General features: G+C 68.2%; 16 protein-coding genes and 1 pseudogene. 12 read left to right on the plus strand and 5 right to left on the minus strand.

The window, feature by feature from the left end:
* Positions 1-7 precede the first annotated feature (7 nt).
* Positions 8-1,780, minus strand: coding sequence for a flagellar hook-length control protein FliK (locus ABDW31_RS00435; RefSeq protein WP_221444623.1), 1,773 nt, complete (start codon positions 1,778-1,780; stop codon positions 8-10).
* A 301-nt stretch (positions 1,781-2,081) separates the two neighbouring features.
* On the opposite strand from ABDW31_RS00435, the pseudogene ABDW31_RS00440 reads away from it, so the two are divergent.
* The 6 genes and pseudogenes from ABDW31_RS00440 to ABDW31_RS00465 form a co-directional block, all read left to right on the plus strand.
* Positions 2,082-2,201 (plus strand): annotated as a pseudogene (locus ABDW31_RS00440) (hypothetical protein); the annotation flags it as partial.
* A gap of 101 nt (positions 2,202-2,302) precedes the next feature.
* A complete protein-coding gene (gene flgK / locus ABDW31_RS00445) occupies positions 2,303-4,432 on the plus strand; it encodes a flagellar hook-associated protein FlgK (RefSeq protein WP_184717098.1) in 2,130 nt (709 codons plus the stop codon).
* A gap of 5 nt (positions 4,433-4,437) precedes the next feature.
* Entirely contained in the window at positions 4,438-5,364 is a 927-nt protein-coding gene (locus ABDW31_RS00450; protein ID WP_184717096.1) for a flagellin, read from the plus strand.
* Positions 5,365-5,413: 49 nt separating this feature from the next.
* Positions 5,414-6,634 carry a tRNA 2-thiouridine(34) synthase MnmA gene (gene mnmA, locus ABDW31_RS00455; RefSeq protein ID WP_184717094.1) on the plus strand — a complete coding sequence of 407 codons (1,221 nt, stop codon included), beginning with the start codon at positions 5,414-5,416 and terminating at the stop codon, positions 6,632-6,634.
* Positions 6,635-6,705: 71 nt separating this feature from the next.
* The gene (locus ABDW31_RS00460) at positions 6,706-7,155 is read left to right on the plus strand and encodes a DUF4126 domain-containing protein (protein WP_184717092.1); all 450 of its coding nucleotides are present in this window, start codon (positions 6,706-6,708) and stop codon (positions 7,153-7,155) included.
* Positions 7,155-7,301 (plus strand): hypothetical protein, encoded by a 147-nt coding sequence (locus tag ABDW31_RS00465; protein ID WP_184717090.1) that lies wholly within the window; start codon positions 7,155-7,157, stop codon positions 7,299-7,301. Before ABDW31_RS00460 ends, ABDW31_RS00465 begins: the two co-directional genes overlap by 1 nt.
* A gap of 3 nt (positions 7,302-7,304) precedes the next feature.
* Here ABDW31_RS00465 and ABDW31_RS00470 read toward each other — a convergent pair whose 3' ends face one another.
* A complete protein-coding gene (locus ABDW31_RS00470) occupies positions 7,305-7,805 on the minus strand; it encodes a helix-turn-helix domain-containing protein (protein WP_184717088.1) in 501 nt (166 codons plus the stop codon).
* A 236-nt stretch (positions 7,806-8,041) separates the two neighbouring features.
* Between ABDW31_RS00470 and ABDW31_RS00475 the strand changes: the two genes are divergently transcribed.
* The 3 genes from ABDW31_RS00475 (at position 8,042) to ABDW31_RS00485 (ending at position 10,477) form a co-directional block, all read left to right on the plus strand.
* A complete protein-coding gene (locus tag ABDW31_RS00475) occupies positions 8,042-9,241 on the plus strand; it encodes an acetyl-CoA C-acyltransferase (RefSeq protein ID WP_343698220.1) in 1,200 nt (399 codons plus the stop codon).
* A 55-nt stretch (positions 9,242-9,296) separates the two neighbouring features.
* Entirely contained in the window at positions 9,297-9,566 is a 270-nt protein-coding gene (locus ABDW31_RS00480) for a GNAT family N-acetyltransferase (RefSeq protein ID WP_184717084.1), read from the plus strand.
* A gap of 116 nt (positions 9,567-9,682) precedes the next feature.
* Entirely contained in the window at positions 9,683-10,477 is a 795-nt protein-coding gene (locus ABDW31_RS00485; protein WP_184717082.1) for an SDR family oxidoreductase, read from the plus strand.
* 109 nt (positions 10,478-10,586) lie between these two features.
* On the opposite strand, the gene ABDW31_RS00490 is transcribed toward ABDW31_RS00485, so the two are convergent.
* A complete protein-coding gene (locus tag ABDW31_RS00490; protein ID WP_343698221.1) occupies positions 10,587-11,156 on the minus strand; it encodes an OmpA family protein in 570 nt (189 codons plus the stop codon).
* A gap of 193 nt (positions 11,157-11,349) precedes the next feature.
* Positions 11,350-12,219, minus strand: a complete 870-nt coding sequence (locus ABDW31_RS00495; protein WP_184717080.1) for a LysR family transcriptional regulator — start codon at positions 12,217-12,219, stop codon at positions 11,350-11,352.
* A 200-nt stretch (positions 12,220-12,419) separates the two neighbouring features.
* Here ABDW31_RS00495 and bla point away from each other — a divergent pair, with 200 nt between their 5' ends.
* Both bla and ABDW31_RS00505 read left to right on the plus strand, forming a co-directional pair.
* Positions 12,420-13,208, plus strand: a complete 789-nt coding sequence (bla, locus tag ABDW31_RS00500; protein WP_343698222.1) for a class A beta-lactamase — start codon at positions 12,420-12,422, stop codon at positions 13,206-13,208.
* A gap of 168 nt (positions 13,209-13,376) precedes the next feature.
* A complete protein-coding gene (locus ABDW31_RS00505) occupies positions 13,377-13,586 on the plus strand; it encodes a hypothetical protein (protein ID WP_184717076.1) in 210 nt (69 codons plus the stop codon).
* Between the two features lie 133 nt (positions 13,587-13,719).
* On the opposite strand, the gene carB is transcribed toward ABDW31_RS00505, so the two are convergent.
* Positions 13,720-17,019, minus strand: a complete 3,300-nt coding sequence (gene carB / locus ABDW31_RS00510; protein ID WP_184717074.1) for a carbamoyl-phosphate synthase large subunit — start codon at positions 17,017-17,019, stop codon at positions 13,720-13,722.
* Between the two features lie 499 nt (positions 17,020-17,518).
* Here carB and ABDW31_RS00515 point away from each other — a divergent pair, with 499 nt between their 5' ends.
* On the plus strand, positions 17,519-20,746 hold the full coding sequence (locus tag ABDW31_RS00515) for a hypothetical protein (RefSeq protein WP_184717065.1): 3,228 nt from the start codon (positions 17,519-17,521) through the stop codon (positions 20,744-20,746).
* The last annotated feature ends 57 nt before the right edge of the window (positions 20,747-20,803 follow it).

The following is a 20,803-nucleotide window of genomic DNA, read 5'->3' on the forward strand; positions in this document are numbered from 1 at the left end:
TTCTTCCTTAGATCCGGATGTCCAGACCGCTGTCGGCGGCCATCTTCAGGCCGGGCAGCAGGTCGGGGGTGAGGGCGATGTCTTCTTCACCGGTCAGGTTCTGGAAGGCGCGACCGGCGAAGGCCTGGCGGCCCTGGTCGTTGAAGCCTTCGAAGGCGAAGAAGGGGTTGTTGCTCTGGCCTTGGTTCTGGCTGGAGACGTCGAAGGAGAGGCCGTTGTCGGCCACGTTGAAGCCGGCGTCGTTCAGGGCTTGGCGCAGCTCGCCGGCCTTGGCGCGCAGTTCCTGGGCGGCGTGGACGGTGTCGAACTTCATGGCGGCGGTCATCACGCCGTCGCGGCCGATCTCGATCCGCACGTCGACCTTGCCCAGGGCGTCCGGGGTCAGGACCATGTCGAAGCGCGTGGCCTTGCCCATGGACTTGATGATCTGGGCCGACAGGGCCTGAACCGTCTCGGGCGAACCGCGGACCGGGGCCTTGGCTTCCACCTCGGCGGCGGCCTTGGCGTCCAGCGCCTGGGCGGTCGGGGCCGGAGCGACGACCGGGGCGGCGTCGACCGTGGCGAGCGCCGGAGCCTCGACCGCGGCGATCGTGGTCGCGGCGGCGTCGGTCTTCTTGGCCGAGGCGTCGACGCTGGTCTCGCCGCTCTTGTCGCTGGCGGCGACGGCGGTCACCGCCTGGGCGGTTTCGACGGCGACGGCGTCGGCGGCTTGAGCCTGGGCGGCCTGGGCGGTGGGCGCGGCCTTCGGCGCTTCGGTGGTCTTGGCGGCCTTGGTGTCGACGGGGGCGGCTTCCACCGGGGCGGCCTCGACGGCGGCGACGGCTTCGACGACCTGGACGGCCGAGGCGGCGGGCTCGGCGACGACCGGCGCGGCGTCGGCGACGACCTGGGCCTGGACGGCGACTTGAACCGCTTGCGGCGCGGCGGCCTGCGGAGCGACCGCAGCGACCTGGGCCTGCACGGCCGGCTTGGCGTCGGCGGCGACCTGGGGGGCGATCTTCGGCGCGTCGGTCTTCGGCGCGGCTTGAGCGGTCAGATCCGCATCCGCCACAGGGGCGGCGGCCGGCGCGGTCTCTTCACCACCGGCCAGAGCGGCCAGGGCTTCGAGGGCGGCGGCGTCGACAGCCTGGCCTTCCGGCGCGGCGGCCGTCTGGACTTGCGTCTGGGCCTGCTGGGCGACGGCGGCCGGTTGAGCGGCTTGCGTCTGAACCTGGGCGGCCTGGTCGGCGACCGGGGCTTGGGCGGTCTGAACGGCGGCGGCGAAGTCGGCGACCGTATCGGCGGCTGCGGCGACCGGAGCGACCTCGACGACCTCACCCTCGACCGGGGCGGCGACCGGCGTGGTCGCGGCGGCCTGGGCGGCGATCAGGGCGGCGGCGGCCTGGGCGGCGGCTTCGGCGCTGGTGGCTTCAGCCTGGGCCGGGACTTCGGCGGTGTCGGCCGGGTCGGCGGCGACGCCCGTCTTGTCCGAAGCCTTGTCCGAACCCTTGTCGGCGGTCTCGACCGTCTTGTCCTTGGGGGCGTCAGCGGCCTTGGCGTCGCTCTTGCTGTCCGTGCGGGCCGGCTTGTCGGCCGTCTTCACGTCGCGGGCTTCGCTCTTGTTGTCGGCGCGGGCTTCGCTCTTGGGCTCGGGACGACGGGCGACCGGGGCGCGGTCGTTCGTCGTGTCACGGCCGGCGATGCCCAGCAGGGCCTCGAAGCCTTCGCCCGACACCTTCGGACCAGCGGCCGGAGCCGGGCTGGCGGAAGGAGCGGCGGTGGGGGCGGCGATCGCGGTCATTCGCAGTCGTTGCTCGGCTCGGTTGGGTGGGACGGCTCATGACGAACCGCCTTGTCGCCGGTCCTCTGAGCAACGGTCGGGCCAACTCGGCAAAAACAGGTCAAGCCATTGTTTTTACTGATGTTAATAGCTTGTTTACGAAGCAAAAACGGGCCCGATGTGGCGCTTTTTGCCGGGTGTCGACGCCCCGACAGGACGGGAGTTGCCGCGTCCCGGCGCCGCGCCCTCCCCCACCGCTCGAGTTGGCGCCGTCCTTGCGCAGCACTCCCTGTCGAATTTCCGACCACCGGAACATATCGCCATGAAATTCAATGGCTTGGCACATCACCGGGGACTGATCCCCACCGCGACCCGGCAAGTTTCGCCCGGCAAGGACGCATTGTGCGTTGCGCGGTTTGCCGAGCACGAGCCTGCCGAAGCCGGACATCCGGCTTCGATAAGCAGGCTCGATCTTCAAGAATCCGAAGCGCGCTTCGTGGGCGATCTCGCCTTCGAAGCGCGCTTCTAGGGGAGTCGAAGCCTATGTCGCTTAATGCGATCATGAGCACGGCGACGTCCGGCATGATGGCCGCGCAGACGGGTCTGCGCGTCACGTCGGACAACATCGCCAACGTCAACACCACCGGCTACGTCCGCAAGACGATCAGCCAGTCGAACATGCTGTCGAACGGCATGGGCGTGGGCGTCAATATCGACGCCATCAAGCGCGCGACCGATCGCTTCCTGCAGTCGGCCAGCCTGAACGCCTCGTCGGACAGCGCCCGCGCCTCGGTCGTGGCCGAGACCCTGAACAGCGCCCAGAAGCTGTTCGGCGACCCCAGCGTCGACGGCAACTTCTTCTCGACCCTGGACGACATCTTCACGGCCTTCTCGGCCGCCCAGGACGATCCGACCTCGGCCCTGCTGCGCAGCCAGGCCCTGACCCGCGTCGAGGACTTCCTGTCCGACTCGGCCCGGATCACCTCGTCGCTGTCCAAGCTGGGCAAGGACGCCGACGCCCGCATCTCGGGCGACGTCTCGCGCGTCAACGACCTGCTCAGCCAGATCGACGCCCTGAACATCGACATCACCCGGGCCAAGGTGTCCGGGGCCGACTCCACGGGCGCCGAGAACGTCCAGAGCGGCATGATCGACGAGCTGTCGCAGCTGATGAACGTGCAGATCTCGCCCCGCACCCTGGGCGGCGTCGTGGTGCGCTCGACCGAAGGCCTCAGCCTGGCCGGCGAAGGCGCCGCCAAGGTCACCTACCAGACCTCGCCGACCGCGACGGGCTATCTGACGGTCCAGCTGGCCAACGGCTCGATCAATCCCACCGCGCTGAACATCACCAACGGCGAGCTCAAGGGCCTGCTGGACGTGCGCAACACCGAGCTGGTCAATCTGTCGGACCAGCTGGGCGAGTTCACGACCCGCGCGGCCGAGGCGATCAACAAGGCGGCCAACGCCAGTTCGTCGGTCCCCGCCCCCGCCACCATGACCGGCCGCAACACCGGCCTGGACGCGGCGGCGGCCTTCAAGGGCTTCACCGGCAAGACCACCATCGCCCTGACCAACGGCGACGGCGTGATCCAGCGCAAGATCGAGATCGACTTCGGCAACACGCCGGGCGGCCCGGGCACGATGAGCGTCGACGGCGGGCCCGCCGCGGGCTTCGACGAGACGACCTTCCTGACCCAGCTGAACACGGCCATGGGCGCCATGGGCTCGGCCAGCTTCACGAACGGCGCGCTCAGCTTGTCGGCCAGCACTAGCCTGGGCGTGGCGGTCGCCGATCCCGACCCGACCTACAATCCCTCGTCCAAGACCGGGAAGGGCTTCAGCCAGTACTTCGGTCTCAACGACATCATCCGCACCAACAGCTACTCGCCTTACGAGACGGGCCTGAAGGCGGGCGACGACCACGGCTTCACCTCGGGCGCGATGACCATCCGCCTGACCGACGTCGAAGGCGGCCGCATCCGCGACGTCGTCGTCGAGCCCCCCGCGGGCGGCACGATGCAGGAGATGTTGGACGCACTGAACTCGCGCGCCACCGGCGTGGGCGTCTACGGCCAGTTCTCGCTGAACGCCAACGGCCAGATGACCTTCCAGTCGGCCAGCAGCTCGCCGGTCAGCATGTCGATCCTGGGCGACACCACCGAACGCGGCGTCGGCGGCCCCTCGGTCAGCCAGCTGTTCGGCCTGGGCCCGGCGGAACGCAGCACCCGCGGCGAGAAGTTCTTCGTCAATCCGGCGTTCGAGCAGACCCCCAAGCTGCTGCCGTTCGCCCAGCTCGACCTGGCCGCCGCAGCCGGCACGCCGTCTCTGGCCGTCGGCGACGGTCGCGGCGCCCTGGCCCTGGCCAAGGCCGGCGAGACGACCATGTCCTTCTCGGTCGCCGGCGACGCCGTGGCCGTGAACATGTCGCTGCAGCGCTACTCGGCCGATTTCAGCGGCACGGTCGCCCGCAAGTCGGCGACGGCCGAAAGCCGCAAGGACGCCGCCGCCGCGGTCTCCACCGAAATCGACACTCAGCGCCAGTCGCACGAGGGCGTGAACCTCGACGAGGAGCTGATCAACCTGACGACCTACCAGCAGGCCTTCAACGCGTCCGCTCGCCTGATCCAGGCCAGCAAGGACATGTTCGACGTCCTCGTCGGCATCATGGGGTAATCGCTATGACCCGCGTTTCCACCGTCCAGAACTACAACGTCATGACCTCCAACCTCATGAAGGCGCAGATCCGCCAGAACGAGGTCGGGGGCCAGGTGTCCAGCCAGAAGGTCGCCAACGACCTGAAGGGCTACGCCAAGAACGCCGAGATGCTGACCGCCATGCGCGGCACCCAGACCCGCATCAACGGCCTGGTCGAGCAGAACAAGCTGGTGAACAACCGGCTCGACATGCAGGACACCGGCATCGGCAAGGTCGCCGACTCCACCAAGAGCGCGCGCGAGGCCATCGCCAACTCGCTGGCGGCCGGCAACGCCACCACCCTGATGCAGGAACTGCAGGCGGCGTTCGGCAACATCGTCCAGGGCCTGAACACCAAGTCGAACGGGCTCTACGTGTTCTCGGGCGCCAAGACCGACACCGCCACGACCTCGGCCACCAACATGAGCGACCTGACCACGGCGCCAGACGTGTCGGACCTGTTCCACAACGACCAGTACATCGCCACCAACCGGGTCGACGAACAGACCAGCGCCAAGACCGGCGTGCTGGGCGACAACCTGGGCAAGGAAGTGTTCCAGGTGTTCAAGGACATCCAGGCCCGCGTCGACGCCCTGGGTCCGTTCACCGGCAATCTGGACGACGCCACCGTCACGTTCCTCAAGGACCGCATGACCGAGCTGGACAAGGCCTACAAGGGCGTCGTCGACACCCAGGGCAAGAACGGCGTCACCCAGAAGCGCTTCGAAAGCGCCACCACCGACCTCAGCAACCAGGCCGACACCCTGACGATCATGGTTGGCGGCGTCACCGACGTCGACATGGCCGAAGCCGTCACCCGCCTCCAAGCCGCCCAACTGGCCGTCCAGGCCTCGGCCCAGGTGTTCTCCAGCCTGCAGCAGTCCTCGCTGCTGAACGTGCTGCGGTCGTAGGAAGGCCCAAACCTCGCAAAACCGCCCTTCCCGCGCTATATCCCCGGCGATGAACGCCGACTTGCTGACCCCGACCACCGCCTCCGACACCGACACCCTCATCGCGCGCGCGGTCGAGCAGGTGCGGGCGGCTGTGGGTCTGCCGGCGGGGACGCGGATCGTGGCGGCGATGTCGGGCGGCGTGGATTCCACCGTCACCGCGGCCCTGCTGGCCAAGGCCGGCTATGACGTCGTGGGCGTGACCCTGCAGCTCTACGACCACGGCGCGGCGATCACCAAAAAGGGCGCCTGCTGCGCCGGCCAGGACATCCTGGACGCCCGCATGGCCGCCGAGCGCATCGGCATTCCGCACTACGTGCTGGACTACGAAAGCCGCTTCCGCGAGCAGGTCATCGAGGACTTCGCCGACGCCTATCTGCGCGGCGAGACGCCGATCCCCTGCGTGCGCTGCAATCAGACCGTCAAGTTCCGCGACCTGCTGGACGTGGCCCGCGACCTGGGCGCCGAGGCCATGGCGACCGGGCATTATGTGCAGCGCGGGTTCGTCGGGGGTTCGAACCGCCCGCAGCTTCGCCGCGCCGCCGACCCGGCCAAGGACCAGAGCTATTTCCTGTTCGCCACCACGCGCGACCAGCTGGACTTCCTGCGCTTCCCGCTGGGCGGCATGGACAAGCCGACCGTGCGCGCCGTCGCCTTCGGCCTGGGCCTGTCGATCGCCGACAAGCCCGACAGCCAGGACATCTGCTTCGTGCCCGAGGGCAAGTACACCACGGTCATCGACCGCATCCGCCCGCAAGGGGCCGAGGCCGGCGACATCGTCCACCTGGACGGCCGGGTGCTGGGCCGTCACGAGGGCGTGACCCGCTACACCATCGGCCAGCGCCGGGGGCTGAACATCGCCGTCGGGGATCCGCTGTTCGTGGTCCGCATCGACGCCGACCAGCGCCAGGTGATCGTTGGCCCGCGCGAGGCCCTGCTGACCGCCGCCCTGACCCTCAAGGAAGGCAGCTGGCTGGGCGTACAGGACAGCCTGGAAGCCGCCGCCGAGGACGGCCAGCGGGTGCTGGCGCGCGTCCGCTCCACCCGCGAGCCGGTGGCCGGCCATCTGGCGATCCAGGACGGCCAGGTCTCGGTGGTGTTCGACGGCGCGGAAGAAGGCGTCGCCCCGGGCCAGGCCTGCGTGCTGTACGATCCGGCCGATCCCGAGCGCGTGCTGGGCGGCGGCTTCATCGCCGGAACGACCCGGGCGATGGACCTGGCCGCCGCCTGATCCAGGGCTAAACGACGGATCGAACCGGGCTTTCCGGGGTTCAGCAGAAAAGAACCCCACGGAAGGCCCCCATGCTCCGTTCCCTGCTCATCGGCCTGTCGGCCGGCTCCCGTTCCATGACGCCGCTGGCGGCGGTCAGCGAGGCCGCGCACGGCGGGCATCTCGACGCCGCCAATCCGTCCGCCCAGCTCTTGGGCCATCCGCTGGTCGCCGCCGGGACCAAGGCCCTGGCCGCCGGCGAGCTGTGGGGCGACAAGATGAAGTCCGCGCCGGACCGGATCGTGCCGCTGGGCATCGCCGCCCGGGTCATCACCGCCGGCTTCACCGGCGCCGCCCTGGCGCCGCGCAAGAAGATGCTGCTGGGCGGCGCCCTGGCGGCCGGCGCGGCCGTGGCGGCCGCCTATGTCACCTTCCACTTCCGCATGAAGGCCCTGGACCGCTTCGGCCAGACCAAGAGCGGCCTGGTCGAGGACGCCCTGACCGTCGGCGCGGCCCAGCTGGTGACGCGGGCGCTGCGCTGATGGAACGCAAGGATGAAGAGCCCGTCGCGCCGGAGATGACGCCCGATCCCGAGGCGGATGTGACGACCGAAGGCGTGCGACGCCAGCGGCGGCACATCGAGGAGCTAGACGGGGAAGATCCGCTGCGGGGCGGCGTGGCGGACTAGCCCCTACTCCGCCGCGATCTTCACCGCTTCCAGGGCTTCGCCGACCGTCAGGGCCGGTTCGTCCGGGATGGTGCGTTCGATGTCGCGGCGCTGGACCACCTCGCCGCAGGCCTCGCAGGCCAGCACGGGGTGGAAGGCGCAGCCGCAGGTCTTGTGGCGGAACATCACCGGCGACTTGTCGCGGCCATACACGTGCTGGTCGCCCCACTCGGCCATCGTCAGCAGCACCGGCGACAGGGCCAGACCCTTCTCGGTCAGCCAGTATTCGTGGCGCGGCGGACGTTCTGAATAGCGGCGGGTCTCCATGACCCCGTTGGCGACCAGGCTCTTCAGCCGCGCGGCCAGGACGTTGCGGGCCACGCCCAGGCGCTCCTGCCACTGCTCGAAGCGCTTCACGCCGGCAAAGGCGTCGCGCAGGATCAGCAGCGTCCACGGATCTCCCACCACTTCGAGGGTGGCGGCGACCGAGCAACGCTCGTGAGTATAGTCAGCTGTGCGGCCCATGAGACGAAGGGTGAGGCGTTCCGCGAGGGAAAGCAAGAGAAGGTTGCGTTTGAAGATGAACCCAGGTAGGTTTTTATTCGCAATTGACTCTCTCGGTTATTGCAAAACTGGCGAGCGGCTCCAACCACCGTCGGCGGCCGCTCGCCCTCTTCCTTCGCCAAATCGCAAATCGCTTGCTTGACGTCGCGCGAAGGGGGCCTATTCCGCCCCAAAACACCGCTTCAGGGAGCTGAACCATGTCCGCCGCCGATCCCACCCGCGATCCCGTCGTCATCGTCTCGTACGCCCGCACGCCGATGGGCGGCTTCCAGGGCGCGCTGGGCGGGGTGAAGGCCACCGACCTGGGCGCGACGGCGGTCAAGGCCGCGATCGAGCGCGCCGGCGTGGCGGGCGACAAGGTCGAGCAGATCATCATGGGCTGCGTGCTGCCCGCCGGCCTGGGCCAGGCCCCGGCCCGCCAGGCGGCGCTGGGCGCGGGGCTGCCTCTTTCCGTCGAGGCCACCACCGTCAACAAGATGTGCGGCAGCGGCATGCAGGCCGCGATCATGGCCCATGACGCCCTGGCTGCGGGCTCGGTCGATGTCGTGGTCGCCGGCGGTATGGAGAGCATGACCGGCGTGCCCTACCTGCTGTCCAAGCACCGCGCCGGCGCCCGCATCGGCCACGACCAGATGTGGGACTCGATGTACCTGGACGGCCTCGAGGACGCCTACACGCCGGGCAAGCTGATGGGCGCCTTCGCCGAGGACACGGCGGCCGAATACCAGTTCACCCGCGACGACATGGACGCCTATGCCACGCGCGGCCTGATGAAGGCCAAGGCGGCGGTCGAGAGCGGCGCCTTCAAGGCCGAGATCACCCCGGTCACCGTCACCACCCGCAAGGGGACCGAGATCGTCGACACCGACGAGCAGCCCGGCAAGGCCGATCCGGCCAAGATCCCCACCCTGCGCCCAGCCTTCTCGCGCGACGGCGGCATCACGGCGGCCAACAGCTCGTCGATCAGCGACGGGGCGGCAGCCCTGGTGATGACCCGCGAGAGCGTAGCGAAAGAGCTGGGCGTGCCGATCGTCGCCCGCGTCGTCGGTCATGCCGCCCACGCTCATGAGCCGGGCCTCTTCACCACCGCCCCCGTGCCGGCCATGCGCAAGGCGCTGAAGAAGGCCGGCTGGGACGTCGCCGACGTCGACCTGTTCGAGGTCAACGAAGCCTTCGCCGTGGTCGCCATGATCGCCCAGAAGGAACTGGGTATTCCCGACGACAAGCTGAACATCAACGGCGGCGCCTGCGCGCTGGGCCACCCGATCGGCGCTTCGGGCGCGCGGATCCTCTGCACCCTGATCTCGGCCCTGCAGGCGCGCGGCGGCAAGAAGGGCCTGGCGTCCCTGTGCATTGGCGGCGGGGAAGCCACGGCGATGGCGGTGGAGCTGGTCTGATCCTATCTGAAGTCCTCCCCCGCAACGCGGGGGAGGATCAAGCGTTGAAAGTCCCATGACCGAAAGCTTCCGCCACAACCCCGAACTCAGCCGCTACGAGCTCGAAGAGGACGGCCTGCTTGCGTGGGCCGACTATCAGCGGGCCGGGCACCGGCTGGTGATCCCGCATGTCGAGGCCGATCCCGCCCTGCGCGGCAAGGGCTCGGCCGGCCGGCTGATGACCAGGGTCGCCCAGACCGCCCGCTCGGAAGGCATGCGCATCACGCCCCTGTGCGGCTATGCGGCCGCCTGGCTAAAGCGCAACGATCCAGATTTGATCGCTTAAGCCCTACTCTCTGCGTCATCAGAAGAGTTCGCACGGTCCGCCGCTTGCGAACGCCCATCCGCGCCATAGCTAAACGGCAAGCCGGACCGTTGGGGCCTCGGCGCGGAGATCCCCTCATGAGCGACACCAGCAAGGGCCTTGCACTGGTCACTGGCGCGTCCACCGGCATCGGCGCGGTCTATGCCGATCGCCTGGCCAAGCGCGGCTACGACCTGATCCTGGTCGCCCGCGACGAAGCCCGCCTCGCCGCCCTGGCCGAGCGCCTGAAGACCGAGACCGGCGTCAAGGTCGAGGTGCTGAAGGCCGACCTGACTGACCGCGCGGACCTGGCCAAGGTCGAGGATCGCCTGGCGTCGGACACCGCGATCACCCTGTTGCTGAACAATGCCGGCGCGGCCCATTTCGGCGGGTTCGAGACCGTCGATCGCGACGCCCACGAGAAGCTGATCGCCCTGAACGTGCTGGCCGTCACCCGCCTGGCCGCGGCCGCGGCGGCGAACTTTGTGCCGCGCGATGCGGGCACGATCATCAACATCTCGTCGGTGGTGGGGCTGGTCCCCGAGTTCAAGTCGCCCGTCTACGGCGCGACCAAGGCCTTCGTAACCTATCTGACCCAGGGCCTGCGGGTCGAATATGCGCAGAGCAAACTGCGCCTGCAGGCGGTGCTGCCCGGCGCGACGCGGACCGAGATCTGGGAACGCTCGGGCGCCGACCTGAACGCGGCCGATCCCGAGACGGTGATGAATGTCGACGACCTGGTCGACGCGGCGCTGGTCGGCCTGGACCAGGGGGAGCTTGTGACCATTCCCTCGCTGCCCGACGCGGCCGACTTTGCGGCCTACGACGCCGCACGCCTGAAGATGGCTCCGAACCTGTCGCGGCGCACCCCGGCAGCGCGGTTCAAGGCCTGACAAGCGGAAAGCTCGCCGGCGAGGCGCTCACTCCCACGCCGGCGAGTCCGCCCTGACGGTGTCCTACGGGGTTGATGCGCACCCGTGGGAACCGCCTGGAACGCGAAACTTACGAAAGCACCATCACGACGACGCGGCGGTTCTGGGCCCGGCCTTCGCGCGTCTCGTTGGCGGCGACCGGAGCTTCCTGGCCGTACGAAATCGTGGCCATCCGGTTCAGCGCCACACCGTGGGTGCTGAGGAACTTGCGCACGGTTTCCGCGCGCTTCTCGCCGAGCTCGTCGTTGTATTCCTTCGAGCCGGAATTATCCGTGTGACCCTGGATCTCCAGGTACACGTTCTTGTTGTCGGTCTTCAGCTTCTCGGTGAATTCCGCCAGGCGCGTTTCGGCTTCCGGCGACAGGCTCGCGGCGTTGACCGGGAACTTCACGGAGTCATCGCTGAGGACCAGCTGGTACTGGAACTTGCCTTCCGCCAGCTTGCCGGCGGCGGTGGCGCGATCCAGGGCTTCCTTGGCCGTGCGATCCAGCTCGCCGATCTGGGTGTCGTGCCCGCTGACCCGGGCGTCGACAGCGCCGACCTGCTGGTTGACGTACTTCTTGGTCGCGCAGCCGCTGACCGAAAGACCACCCATCACCAGGGCGGCGGTAATCATCAGGGTCTTGGTGCTAGCTATCACTTTGTGCCTCGTCCGTAGTGGGTGCAAACGTCCTGCAACGCTCGCAGGAGGCAAATCGGCAAGCCAAACTGGGCCAAAGATGGGCGTGATTTCGACCCTTCCGGGCCAAGCTAGACCATTGATACAGCTGAATAATTGGCGGACTTAATACCGCGCGCAAGCGCCGTGTCCGGACTTTGGTTCCAAAGATTCTTTATTCGCTAGATGTGCTGGAAAGCCACGCCTGGAAGGCCCGCAGGGCGGGACTCGGGGTCCTGGATTTCAGCCAGGTCAGCCAATATCGGCCGGCGCTGACCTGAGTCTCGAAGGGCCGAACCAGGCGTCCCTGGCGCAGATCCCGAGCAAACATCATCGGCGGGGCCAGGGCTACCCCCAACCCTTGCAACGCCGCCTCGACCATCACCCACGAGCTGTCGAAGACGGGGCCGCGCACCGGCGGCGGCGGCAGTCCGGCGGCGGCGAACCAGTCGGGCCAGTCGGCGGCGCGATAGCTGCGCAGCAGGGTCTCGCGCAGCAGGGCCGAGGGCTCGGTCAGCCGCTCGGCCACCTGCGGCGCACACAGCGGGCTCATCGGCGCTTCAAAGAGGGGCGCGGCCTCGGTGCCGTGCCAGGCCCCGTCGCCGAACCGCACCGCGCAGTCCAGCCCCTCGCCCGCCAGGTCGGCCCGGTTGTTGTTGGTGAAGAGCCGCAGGTCGACGAACGGATGGGCCTCGTGGAACGACGACAGGCGCGGCAGCAGCCAGCCGACCGCGAAGGTGCCCACGACCCCGACCCGCAGCACCTCCAGCACCCGGCCGCCTTCGAAGCGGTCCAGCACGTCGCCCAGCTTGTCGAACGAGTCGCGCACGCTGGGCAGCAGGGCCAGGCCCTCGTCGGTCAGGGCCAAGCCACGCGGCAGCCGTCGGAACAGGGTCGCGCCCAGCCGCGCCTCCAGCCCCTTCACCTGATGGCTGACCGCCGCCTGGGTCACGCACAGCTCGATCGCGGCCTTGGTGAAGGACAGATGTCGGGCCGAGGCCTCGAAGGCGCGCAGGGCGTTCAGCGGCAGTTGCGCACGGCTCATGCGGACAAGACCCTAACTCAGCTAATGGCTCAGCCAAGGTATCGTCGTTTGCGGCCAAGGCCAGCCCCGGGCAGTTTCCGCCGGCAAGGAGACCCCACATGCTTGATCGCAGAACGCTGATAACGGCTCTCGCAGCCGCCCCTACCCTCTTGCCCGCTGTGTCACGGGCGGCCGCGCCGTTAACACACCTTAATTCAAGTATGGCTGAGGTCGAGAAGCGCAGCGGCGGCCGACTGGGCGTGGCCGCCCTGGACCTGCAGACTGGCAGGCGCTTCGCCTGGCGCGGCGACCAGCGCTTCCGCATGTGCAGCACCTTCAAGATGCCCTTGAGCGCCGCCATCCTGCGCCGCGTCGACCAGGGCCGCGAGCGTCTGGACCGGGTGATCGCCTACGGCCCAGAGGTGCTGATGGGCAACTCGAACGCCACCAAGCAGAACCTTGGCAAGGGCATGACGGTCGGCGCCCTGTGCGAGGCCACCACCATCTGGAGCGACAACGCCGCCGCCAACCTGCTGCTGGACGCCCTGGAGCCGAAGAAGGGCCCTGCGGCCATGACCCGCTTCCTGCGGTCCATCGGCGACCAGACGACCCGCGTCGACCGCTACGAGCCGGAGATGAACAGCGGGGCCGAGGACGATCCGCGCGACACCACCACCCCGACGGCGATCGTGGCCACCTGGAAGGCCCTGCTGGTCGACGACGCCCTGTCGCCGGCCTCGCGCCAGCAACTGACCGCCTGGGTGGTCGACAACCGCACCGGCGACAAGCGCCTGCGCGCGGGCCTGCCCTCCGGCTGGAAGGTCGGCGACAAGACCGGCAACGACGGCAAGGCCATCACCAACGACATCGCCATCGCCTGGCCGCCCGGCCGCAAGCCCGTGCTGATCGCCACCTTCCACGACCGCGGCTCGCCCGACGACGACAAGCGCAGCGCGGTGCTGGCGCAGGTGGCGCAGACCCTGGTCGCGGGCGGGTTCGGCAAGGGGTGATGGTCGCCAGACAGGATCGCTGAGGCCCCTGCCCGGCTGTGACGTCATCGCATTGCCGTCATAGCCGAGCATAGATGCCCCTCACCGCGAGAGGGACCTCGACCGGATCCGCGCCCAGGGAATGTCATGAACGCGCCCGTACGATCGCCTCCGCGCAGGCCGGCGATCATGACCTTCCTGCACAGCTTCCAGCCCGGCGGCGTCGAGCGCGTGGCGCTGAGGCTGGCCGGGGCCTGGGCGGAGGCGGGCTGCGCGGTGACGGCCGTCATGGGCCGCCGGGACGGCCCCCTGGTCCAGGCCATGGTCGGCCGCTTCACCATCGAACGCGCGGGAGAGGCCTATCTGGCGCTGAGGAGCGGGCTGGTGGAGGCGGTTTAGCGCCCAGCACCTCCCCCGCGTTGCGGGGGAGGTGGCCCAGAGGGCCGGAGGGGCTAGCTCGGCCTCTGCAGCGCTCGCCCCCTCAGTCGCTTCGCGACAGCTCCCCGCAGCGCGGGGGAGCATCGATCCGGAACTACTCCGCCGCGTAGCTCTGCAGCGGGCGCACATCCAGGGCCTCGTCGGGGGCGCCGGCGATGGCCTGGGCGGCGGCGAGGGCGCCGGCCGAGGTCGTGTAGTAGGGCACCTTCATCATCAGCGCCGTGCGGCGGATCTCGAAGCTGTCTTCCAGCGCCTGCTTGCCCTCGGTGGTGTTGAACACCAGCTGGACGCCGCCGTTCTTCATCACGTCGACGATGTGCGGACGGCCTTCCAGGACCTTCTTCACGTGCTCGACCTTGATGCCTTGCGTGGCCAGGTAGGCTTGCGTGCCCTCGGTTGACAACACGGTGAAGCCGGCCTGTTGCAGCAGGCGGACCGGCTCGACGATCCAGGGCTTGTCGCTTTCCTTGACCGAGACGAAGGCGGTCCCCTTGCGCGGCAGCTTCACGCCGCCGCCCAACTGGCTCTTGGCGAAGGCGCGGGCGAAGGCCGGGCCCATGCCCTCTTCGCCGTCACGCTTCCAGTCCAGGCCCATGACTTCGCCGGTCGAGCGCATTTCCGGGCCCAGCACCGTGTCGACGCCGGCAAAGCGCGCGAACGGGAAGACCGCTTCCTTGACCGCGATGTGGTCGTAGGGAACGTCCTTCAGGCCGAAGCTGGCCAGGGGCTCGCCGGCCATGACCTTGGCGGCGATGGCGGCGACCGGCTGGCCAATGGTCTTGGCCACGAACGGCACCGTGCGCGAGGCGCGCGGGTTCACTTCCAGCACGTAGATGCGCGGGTTGTCGCCGTGCGGCTCCTCGATGGCGAACTGCACGTTCATCAGGCCGCGCACGTTGAGCGCCAGAGCCATCTGCACCGTCTGGCGCTTCAGTTCCTCGACCGTCTCGGCCTTCAGCGAGAAGGGCGGCATCGAACACGCCGAGTCGCCCGAGTGGACGCCGGCTTCCTCGATGTGCTCCAGCACGCCGGCCACGAACACGTCCTTGCCGTCGCACAGGGCGTCGACGTCCACTTCCGTGGCGCGGCTCAGATAGTGGTCCAGCAGGATCGGGTGCTCGATCGAGATGTCGCCGGCATTGGCGATGTAGCGCTCGAGGTGATCGTGGTCGCGGATGATCTCCATGCCACGGCCGCCCAGCACGTAGGACGGACGCATCACGAACGGGAAGCCGATCTTCTCGCCTTCCGCGCGGGCCTCGTCCCAGGTGCGGGCGATGGCGTTTTCCGGCTGGGCGATCGAGAGGCCGTTCAGCAGTTGCTGGAAGCGCTCGCGGTCCTCGGCCAGGTCGATGGCGTCCGGGCTGGTGCCCAGGATCGGGATACCGGCCTCTTCCAGGGCGTGGGCCAGCTTCAGCGGGGTCTGGCCGCCGAACTGAACGATGACGCCGGCCAGCTCGCCGCTGCGCATCTCGACATGCAGCAGCTCCAGCACGTCCTCGGCCGTCAGCGGTTCGAAGTACAGGCGGTCGGAGGTGTCGTAGTCGGTCGAGACGGTCTCAGGGTTGCAGTTGACCATGATCGACTCGATGCCGACCTGATCCAGCGCGAAGGCCGCGTGGCAGCAGCAGTAGTCGAACTCGATGCCCTGGCCGATGCGGTTGGGACCACCGCCCAGGATCACGGCCTTCTTGCGGTTCGAAGGCTCGCTCTCGCACTCGGGGATCTGGCCCAGGGCGCCCGTCTCGTAGGTCGAGTACATGTAGGGCGTCGAGGCCAGGAACTCGCCGGCGCAGCTGTCGATGCGCTTGAAGACCGGGCGGACCTGCAGCTCCTGGCGCAGGCTGCGCACGGCGCCTTCGGTGGAGCCGGTCAGCTTGGCCAGGCGGGCGTCGGAGAAGCCTTGAGCCTTCAGGGCGCGGAAGCCTTGCGCATCGGTGGGCAGGCCGCCGGCCTTCACCCAGCCTTCCTGGCGGACCAGTTCGGCGATCTGGCGCAGGAACCAGGGCTCGTAGGAACAGGCGGCGTTGACCTCGTCCACGGTCAGGCCGTGGCGGAAGGCCTGGGCGATGACGCGCAGGCGGTCGGGGGTCGGGGTGCCCAGGGCGCGCACGACCGCGGCCTTGCCGGTGTCCGGATCATCAGCGCCGACGATCTCGACGTCGTCGAAGCCCGACAGGCCGGTCTCCAGGCCGCGCAGGGCCTTCTGGACGCTTTCCTTGAAGGTGCGGCCGATGGCCATCACCTCGCCGACCGACTTCATGGCCGTGGTCAGCAGCGGTTCAGAACCCGGATACTTCTCGAAGGCGAAGCGCGGGATCTTGGTGACGACGTAGTCGATGCTGGGCTCGAACGAGGCCGGGGTCGCGCCGCCGGTGATGTCGTTCTTCAGCTCATCGAGCGTGTAGCCGACGGCCAGGCGGGCGGCGACCTTGGCGATCGGGAAGCCGGTGGCCTTCGACGCGAGCGCAGAAGAGCGCGACACGCGCGGGTTCATCTCGATGACGACCATGCGGCCGTCCTTGGGATTGACGGCGAACTGGACGTTCGAGCCGCCGGTCTCGACGCCGATCTCGCGCAGCACGGCGATCGAGGCCGCGCGCATCCACTGATATTCCTTATCCGTCAGCGTCAGGGCCGGGGCGACGGTGATCGAGTCGCCGGTGTGGACGCCCATCGGGTCGATGTTCTCGATCGAGCAGATGATGATGCAGTTGTCCGCCGTGTCGCGGACCACTTCCATCTCGTACTCTTTCCAGCCCAGGACGCTCTCTTCGATGAGGACTTCCGTGGTCGGCGACAGGTCCAGGCCGCGCTCGACGATCTCCTCGAACTCTTCGATATTGTAGGCGATGCCGCCGCCGGTGCCGGCCAGGGTGAACGACGGACGGATGATCGCCGGCAGGCCGACGAACTCCAGGCCTTCGCGGGCCTCGTCCATGTTGTGGGCGGCCTTGGAGCGGGGGCTTTCCAGACCCAGCTTGTCCATGGCGTCGCGGAACTTCTGGCGGTCCTCGGCCTTGTCGATGACCTCGGCCTTGGCGCCGATCATCTCGACGCCGAACTTCTTCAGCACGCCCTGCTCTTCCAGGGCCAGCGCGGTGTTCAGCGCCGTCTGGCCGCCCATGGTCGGCAGCAGCGCGTCGGGGCGCTCCTTCTCGATGATCTTGGCGACCATCTCCGGGGTGATCGGCTCGATATAGGTCGCGTCCGCCACGTCCGGATCGGTCATGATCGTGGCCGGGTTCGAGTTGACCAGGATGATGCGGTAGCCCTCGGCCCGCAGCGCCTTACAGGCCTGGACGCCCGAATAGTCGAACTCGCAGGCCTGGCCGATGACGATAGGGCCGGCGCCGATGATCAGGATCGAGGAGAGATCGGTACGTTTCGGCATGGCTAACTCGCGCAAAGACACGGTCGCGCACATCCGCGCGCCCGCTGTCGACCATCTTGCTGGTTAAGTCGCCCGTGTAGAGACGGAGTCGGTTTTCCGCAACCCCGCATCTTATGAAGGGGTTAACGGCGACTTTCGGCGAGCGCCGTTCGCCGTCCCCGAGACGACCGGAACGCCGCGGGGAAAGTTATCCACAGGAAATCTCCCCACGCACAAACCCCTCTTGAGCCTCGTCAATTGGCGGCCATTCGGGGGCGCAGGTTAACAAGCTAAGCTGCTGAGTTTCTTACGTCGCGGGCGTTTCCGGCAACCCATATCGGGGCCGTTAAGACCCCTGAGGCCGCGTAATGCTCCGGGCCCCGAACATCCCACGACCTGGGCGTCGAGGACGGGGGGTTCACACCCTCCAGCCTCTGTCTATGAACATCGCAGGCGCCTTGGGGGAGCGCGTCTGAGGTCGTCGCTCGGCCTTTTTGTCCCCAGCAGTAAGAGGACGATCATGGCTTATACTTACGAGCAGCTGACCAAGGCCTATGCGGCCGTACACGGCGGGATCGCCCCCAATGCCGAGGTCGCCGTCCAGCTGCAACTGCTGACCAACGCCTCGTTCACGGACGCCGACCGGCTGAACTACATCCTCAACAGCGCCGACGACTCCACCGCCGTGGCGGTGATGACGTACCAGTTCTTCACGGGCAAGAGCCCCAAGGCCGACGGCATCGCCTGGCTGCTGAACTCGGCTGACAACAAGAACGACCTGAACGACGCGGCGTTCGCCAACTTCAATCTCGAACACCGCTTCATGAACTTCGCCGCCAGCCTGGCCCTGTCGGGCGAGGGCAAGGCCGCGTTCGAGGCCAAGTACGCCTCGCTGACCTATGCCGGCTATGTCGCCTCGATCTATGACAGCATCATCGGCAACGCCCAGGCCCGCGCCGCCGGCCTGAATCCGGAAGCGATCGTCGCCTCTGTCGTCGCCCGCCAGGACCTGATCCTGGCCTCGGCCCGCGCCGCCGGCATGATCGGCCCCAACGCCACCGCCGCCGAGATCGACCTGGCCCTGAAGACCGCCACCGCCGCCTATCTGCTGGCCGAGGGCATCAAGGCCGATGTCGGCGTCTACGCCGCCGCGACCAACAACTTCATGGTCGGCCTCGCCAAGGGCGACGCGGTCTACAACACCGACATCACCCAGACCTACGCCCCCAACACCAACAGCCCCTCCAGCGGGACCGGCAAGGCCGTCGACACCCCGCCGCCCGTCCAGAGCCTGCCCGGCGCACCACCCCCGCCGCCGGAACCCGAGCCGGAGCCCCAGCCGCCGGCGCAGGCCAGCTTTGTCTTGACCACCGGCATCGACAAGTTCACCGGCACGAGCGGCGCCGACACCTTCACCGGCACACACCTGACCTACCAAGGCACTGACGTGCTGGACGGCGGCGCCGGCATCGACACCCTGACCATCACCGCCAGCCCCACCGCCGGCATCGCCTACTACATGCCCAATGACGGCTTCACCGGCATCGAGGTCGTCAACGTTACCTCGGACGGCGGCCTGGACGCTTATTTCCCTTACCTGGCCGACATCACCGAGCTGAACGCCACCGCCGGCGCTGGCATCATGGACCTGACTGTGAACGCGACCGCGACGGTCACGGCCACTTCGACGCACCAGGACACCTTTAGCATCGCCATCAATGGCGGCAGCGACATCAGCCTGACCAGCAGCCTCGCCACCACCGGGCAGATCACGATCGGCATCAACGAAGCGCCGACGGGCGACGTCGTTGTCAGCCGCGAACAGACTGGCGCCAACGTGGCCGGGACGATCACGGTCAACGGCGGCAAGACCGTCAGCATCACCCAGACTGCGGTCAATCCGTCGAACGGGACCCAGACCAACGGCGCGGTCACCGTCAACGGCTCGGCCCTGACCACCGAGGTCACGGTCAAGGCGGCGCAGGCCGCCACCGGCGGCGGCTTCACGCGCAACGCCAACAGCGTCACGATCGGCGACACCAACTACGGCAGCACCACCCTGGCCGGCACGATCAGCAAGGTGGCCGTCGACGGCTACACCTCGCTGGCGTTCAACGGTTCGGGCCTGACTGACCTGTCGCTGGCCCACGGCTCGGGCAACGTCGTCCTGCGCAAGGGCGCCCTGGCCGCGCCGACCAACACCGAACTGAACCTGGCCCTGAACGGCCTGACGGGCGGCATGCTGCAAGACTTTAACAGCCTGTACCGGACGCTGAACGTCACCACCGGCGCCCAGGCCTCGACCCTGGGCGGCCTGGCGTTCGGCAATCTGCAGACGCTGGACATCCAGGGCGCCAGCACCCTGACCATACAAGGCTCACCGACGCTGGGCGGCTTGCAGGACGTCAAGGTCAGCGGTGCGGCGGGCCTGAACGCCGACCTGTCGCAGACGTCGGTCACTCTGGTCGACACCTCGGCCAGCACCGGAACCAACACCCTGAAAATCGACGCCAGCCAGGCGCTCTTCACCGGCGGCGCGGGTGTGGACAACATCACGCTGTCCTCCACGACGGTCAGCCAATCGGTCACTCTGGGCGGCGGCGACAACACCCTGACGCTGGCCAGCGGCACGACCCACGCCAGCATCAACGGGCTGCTCGAAGGCGGCTCGGGCGGCGTCAACACCCTGAAGTTGGACGCCCTCGACGCCGCCCAGATCTCAAACTTTGGAACCGCCAAGTTCTATGGCTTCCAGACCATCGAGCTGACGGCCGCCGCCGCAATCGACAACACCGCGCCGATCAACCTCGGCATGATCAGCGGCATCGCCAATACGGTGCGCACCCAGGGCGGCAACGGCCTGACCCTGACCAGCGCCACCTCGGTCCAGACCCTGGAGCTGACCGGCGCCGGCACGTCCTACAATCTGACGGGGAACTGGGCCGGCGCGAACGACACCCTGGCCGTGAAGCTCCAGGGCGCGGGCGGCAGCGTCAACTTCGCCTTCACCGGGATCACCGCCGCCGGGATCGAAACCGTCAACATCACCAGCAACGACATCAACCACACCGGCAACGCCCAGAACTGGCTGACCTGGCTGGGCAATGACGTGAAGACCATCACCGCCAGCGGCGACGGCGACCTGAACCTGACCGCCTCCAGCACGGCCCTAACCACGGTCGACGCCAGCGGCCTCACCCAGGGCGACTTCCAGTGGAGCTCCGTCGGCCTGACCGGCGCGGCGACGATCAAGGGCTCGGCGACGGGGACCAACACCATCGACATGCGCAGCCTGGGCGCGACCGGCAGCTTCACCTATACCGGCGGCACGGGCGCAGACCTCGTCACGTTCGGGGTCGGGAACAACACGATCAACCTGGTCGCCGACAGCGCCGTGGACAAGATCATCGTCGGCGGCGGCAACACCGGGGCCGCCTACACGACGGTCAACGGCCTGCAGGCCGGCGATCAGATCGTCTTCGACTTCGGCCCCGACAAGCCGCACGCCCTGACCACGCTGCCCAACTCCGCCACGCTCGCGGACTACCTCGCCGCCGGATCGATAAACAGCGACGGCATCTGGACCTATGTCGAGTACTTCACGATCGGCAGCGACACCTACCTCATCTACGACCGCAGCTCGAACAATGGATTCCAGGACAACGACGACGTGTTGATCAAGCTCGTCGGCGTCACTGGCATCACCTCCGCCAACTTCAACGCCGGGACCGGCACGCTCACGCTCTGATGCGGTAAGGCTTAGCGGTTTCCGAGGGAGGCGCGGCTTCGGCCCGCCTCCCTTTTT

The sequence above is a fragment of the Caulobacter sp. genome, assembly GCF_039596335.1.
In the GTDB taxonomy this organism is placed as follows: Bacteria; Pseudomonadota; Alphaproteobacteria; order Caulobacterales; family Caulobacteraceae; genus Caulobacter.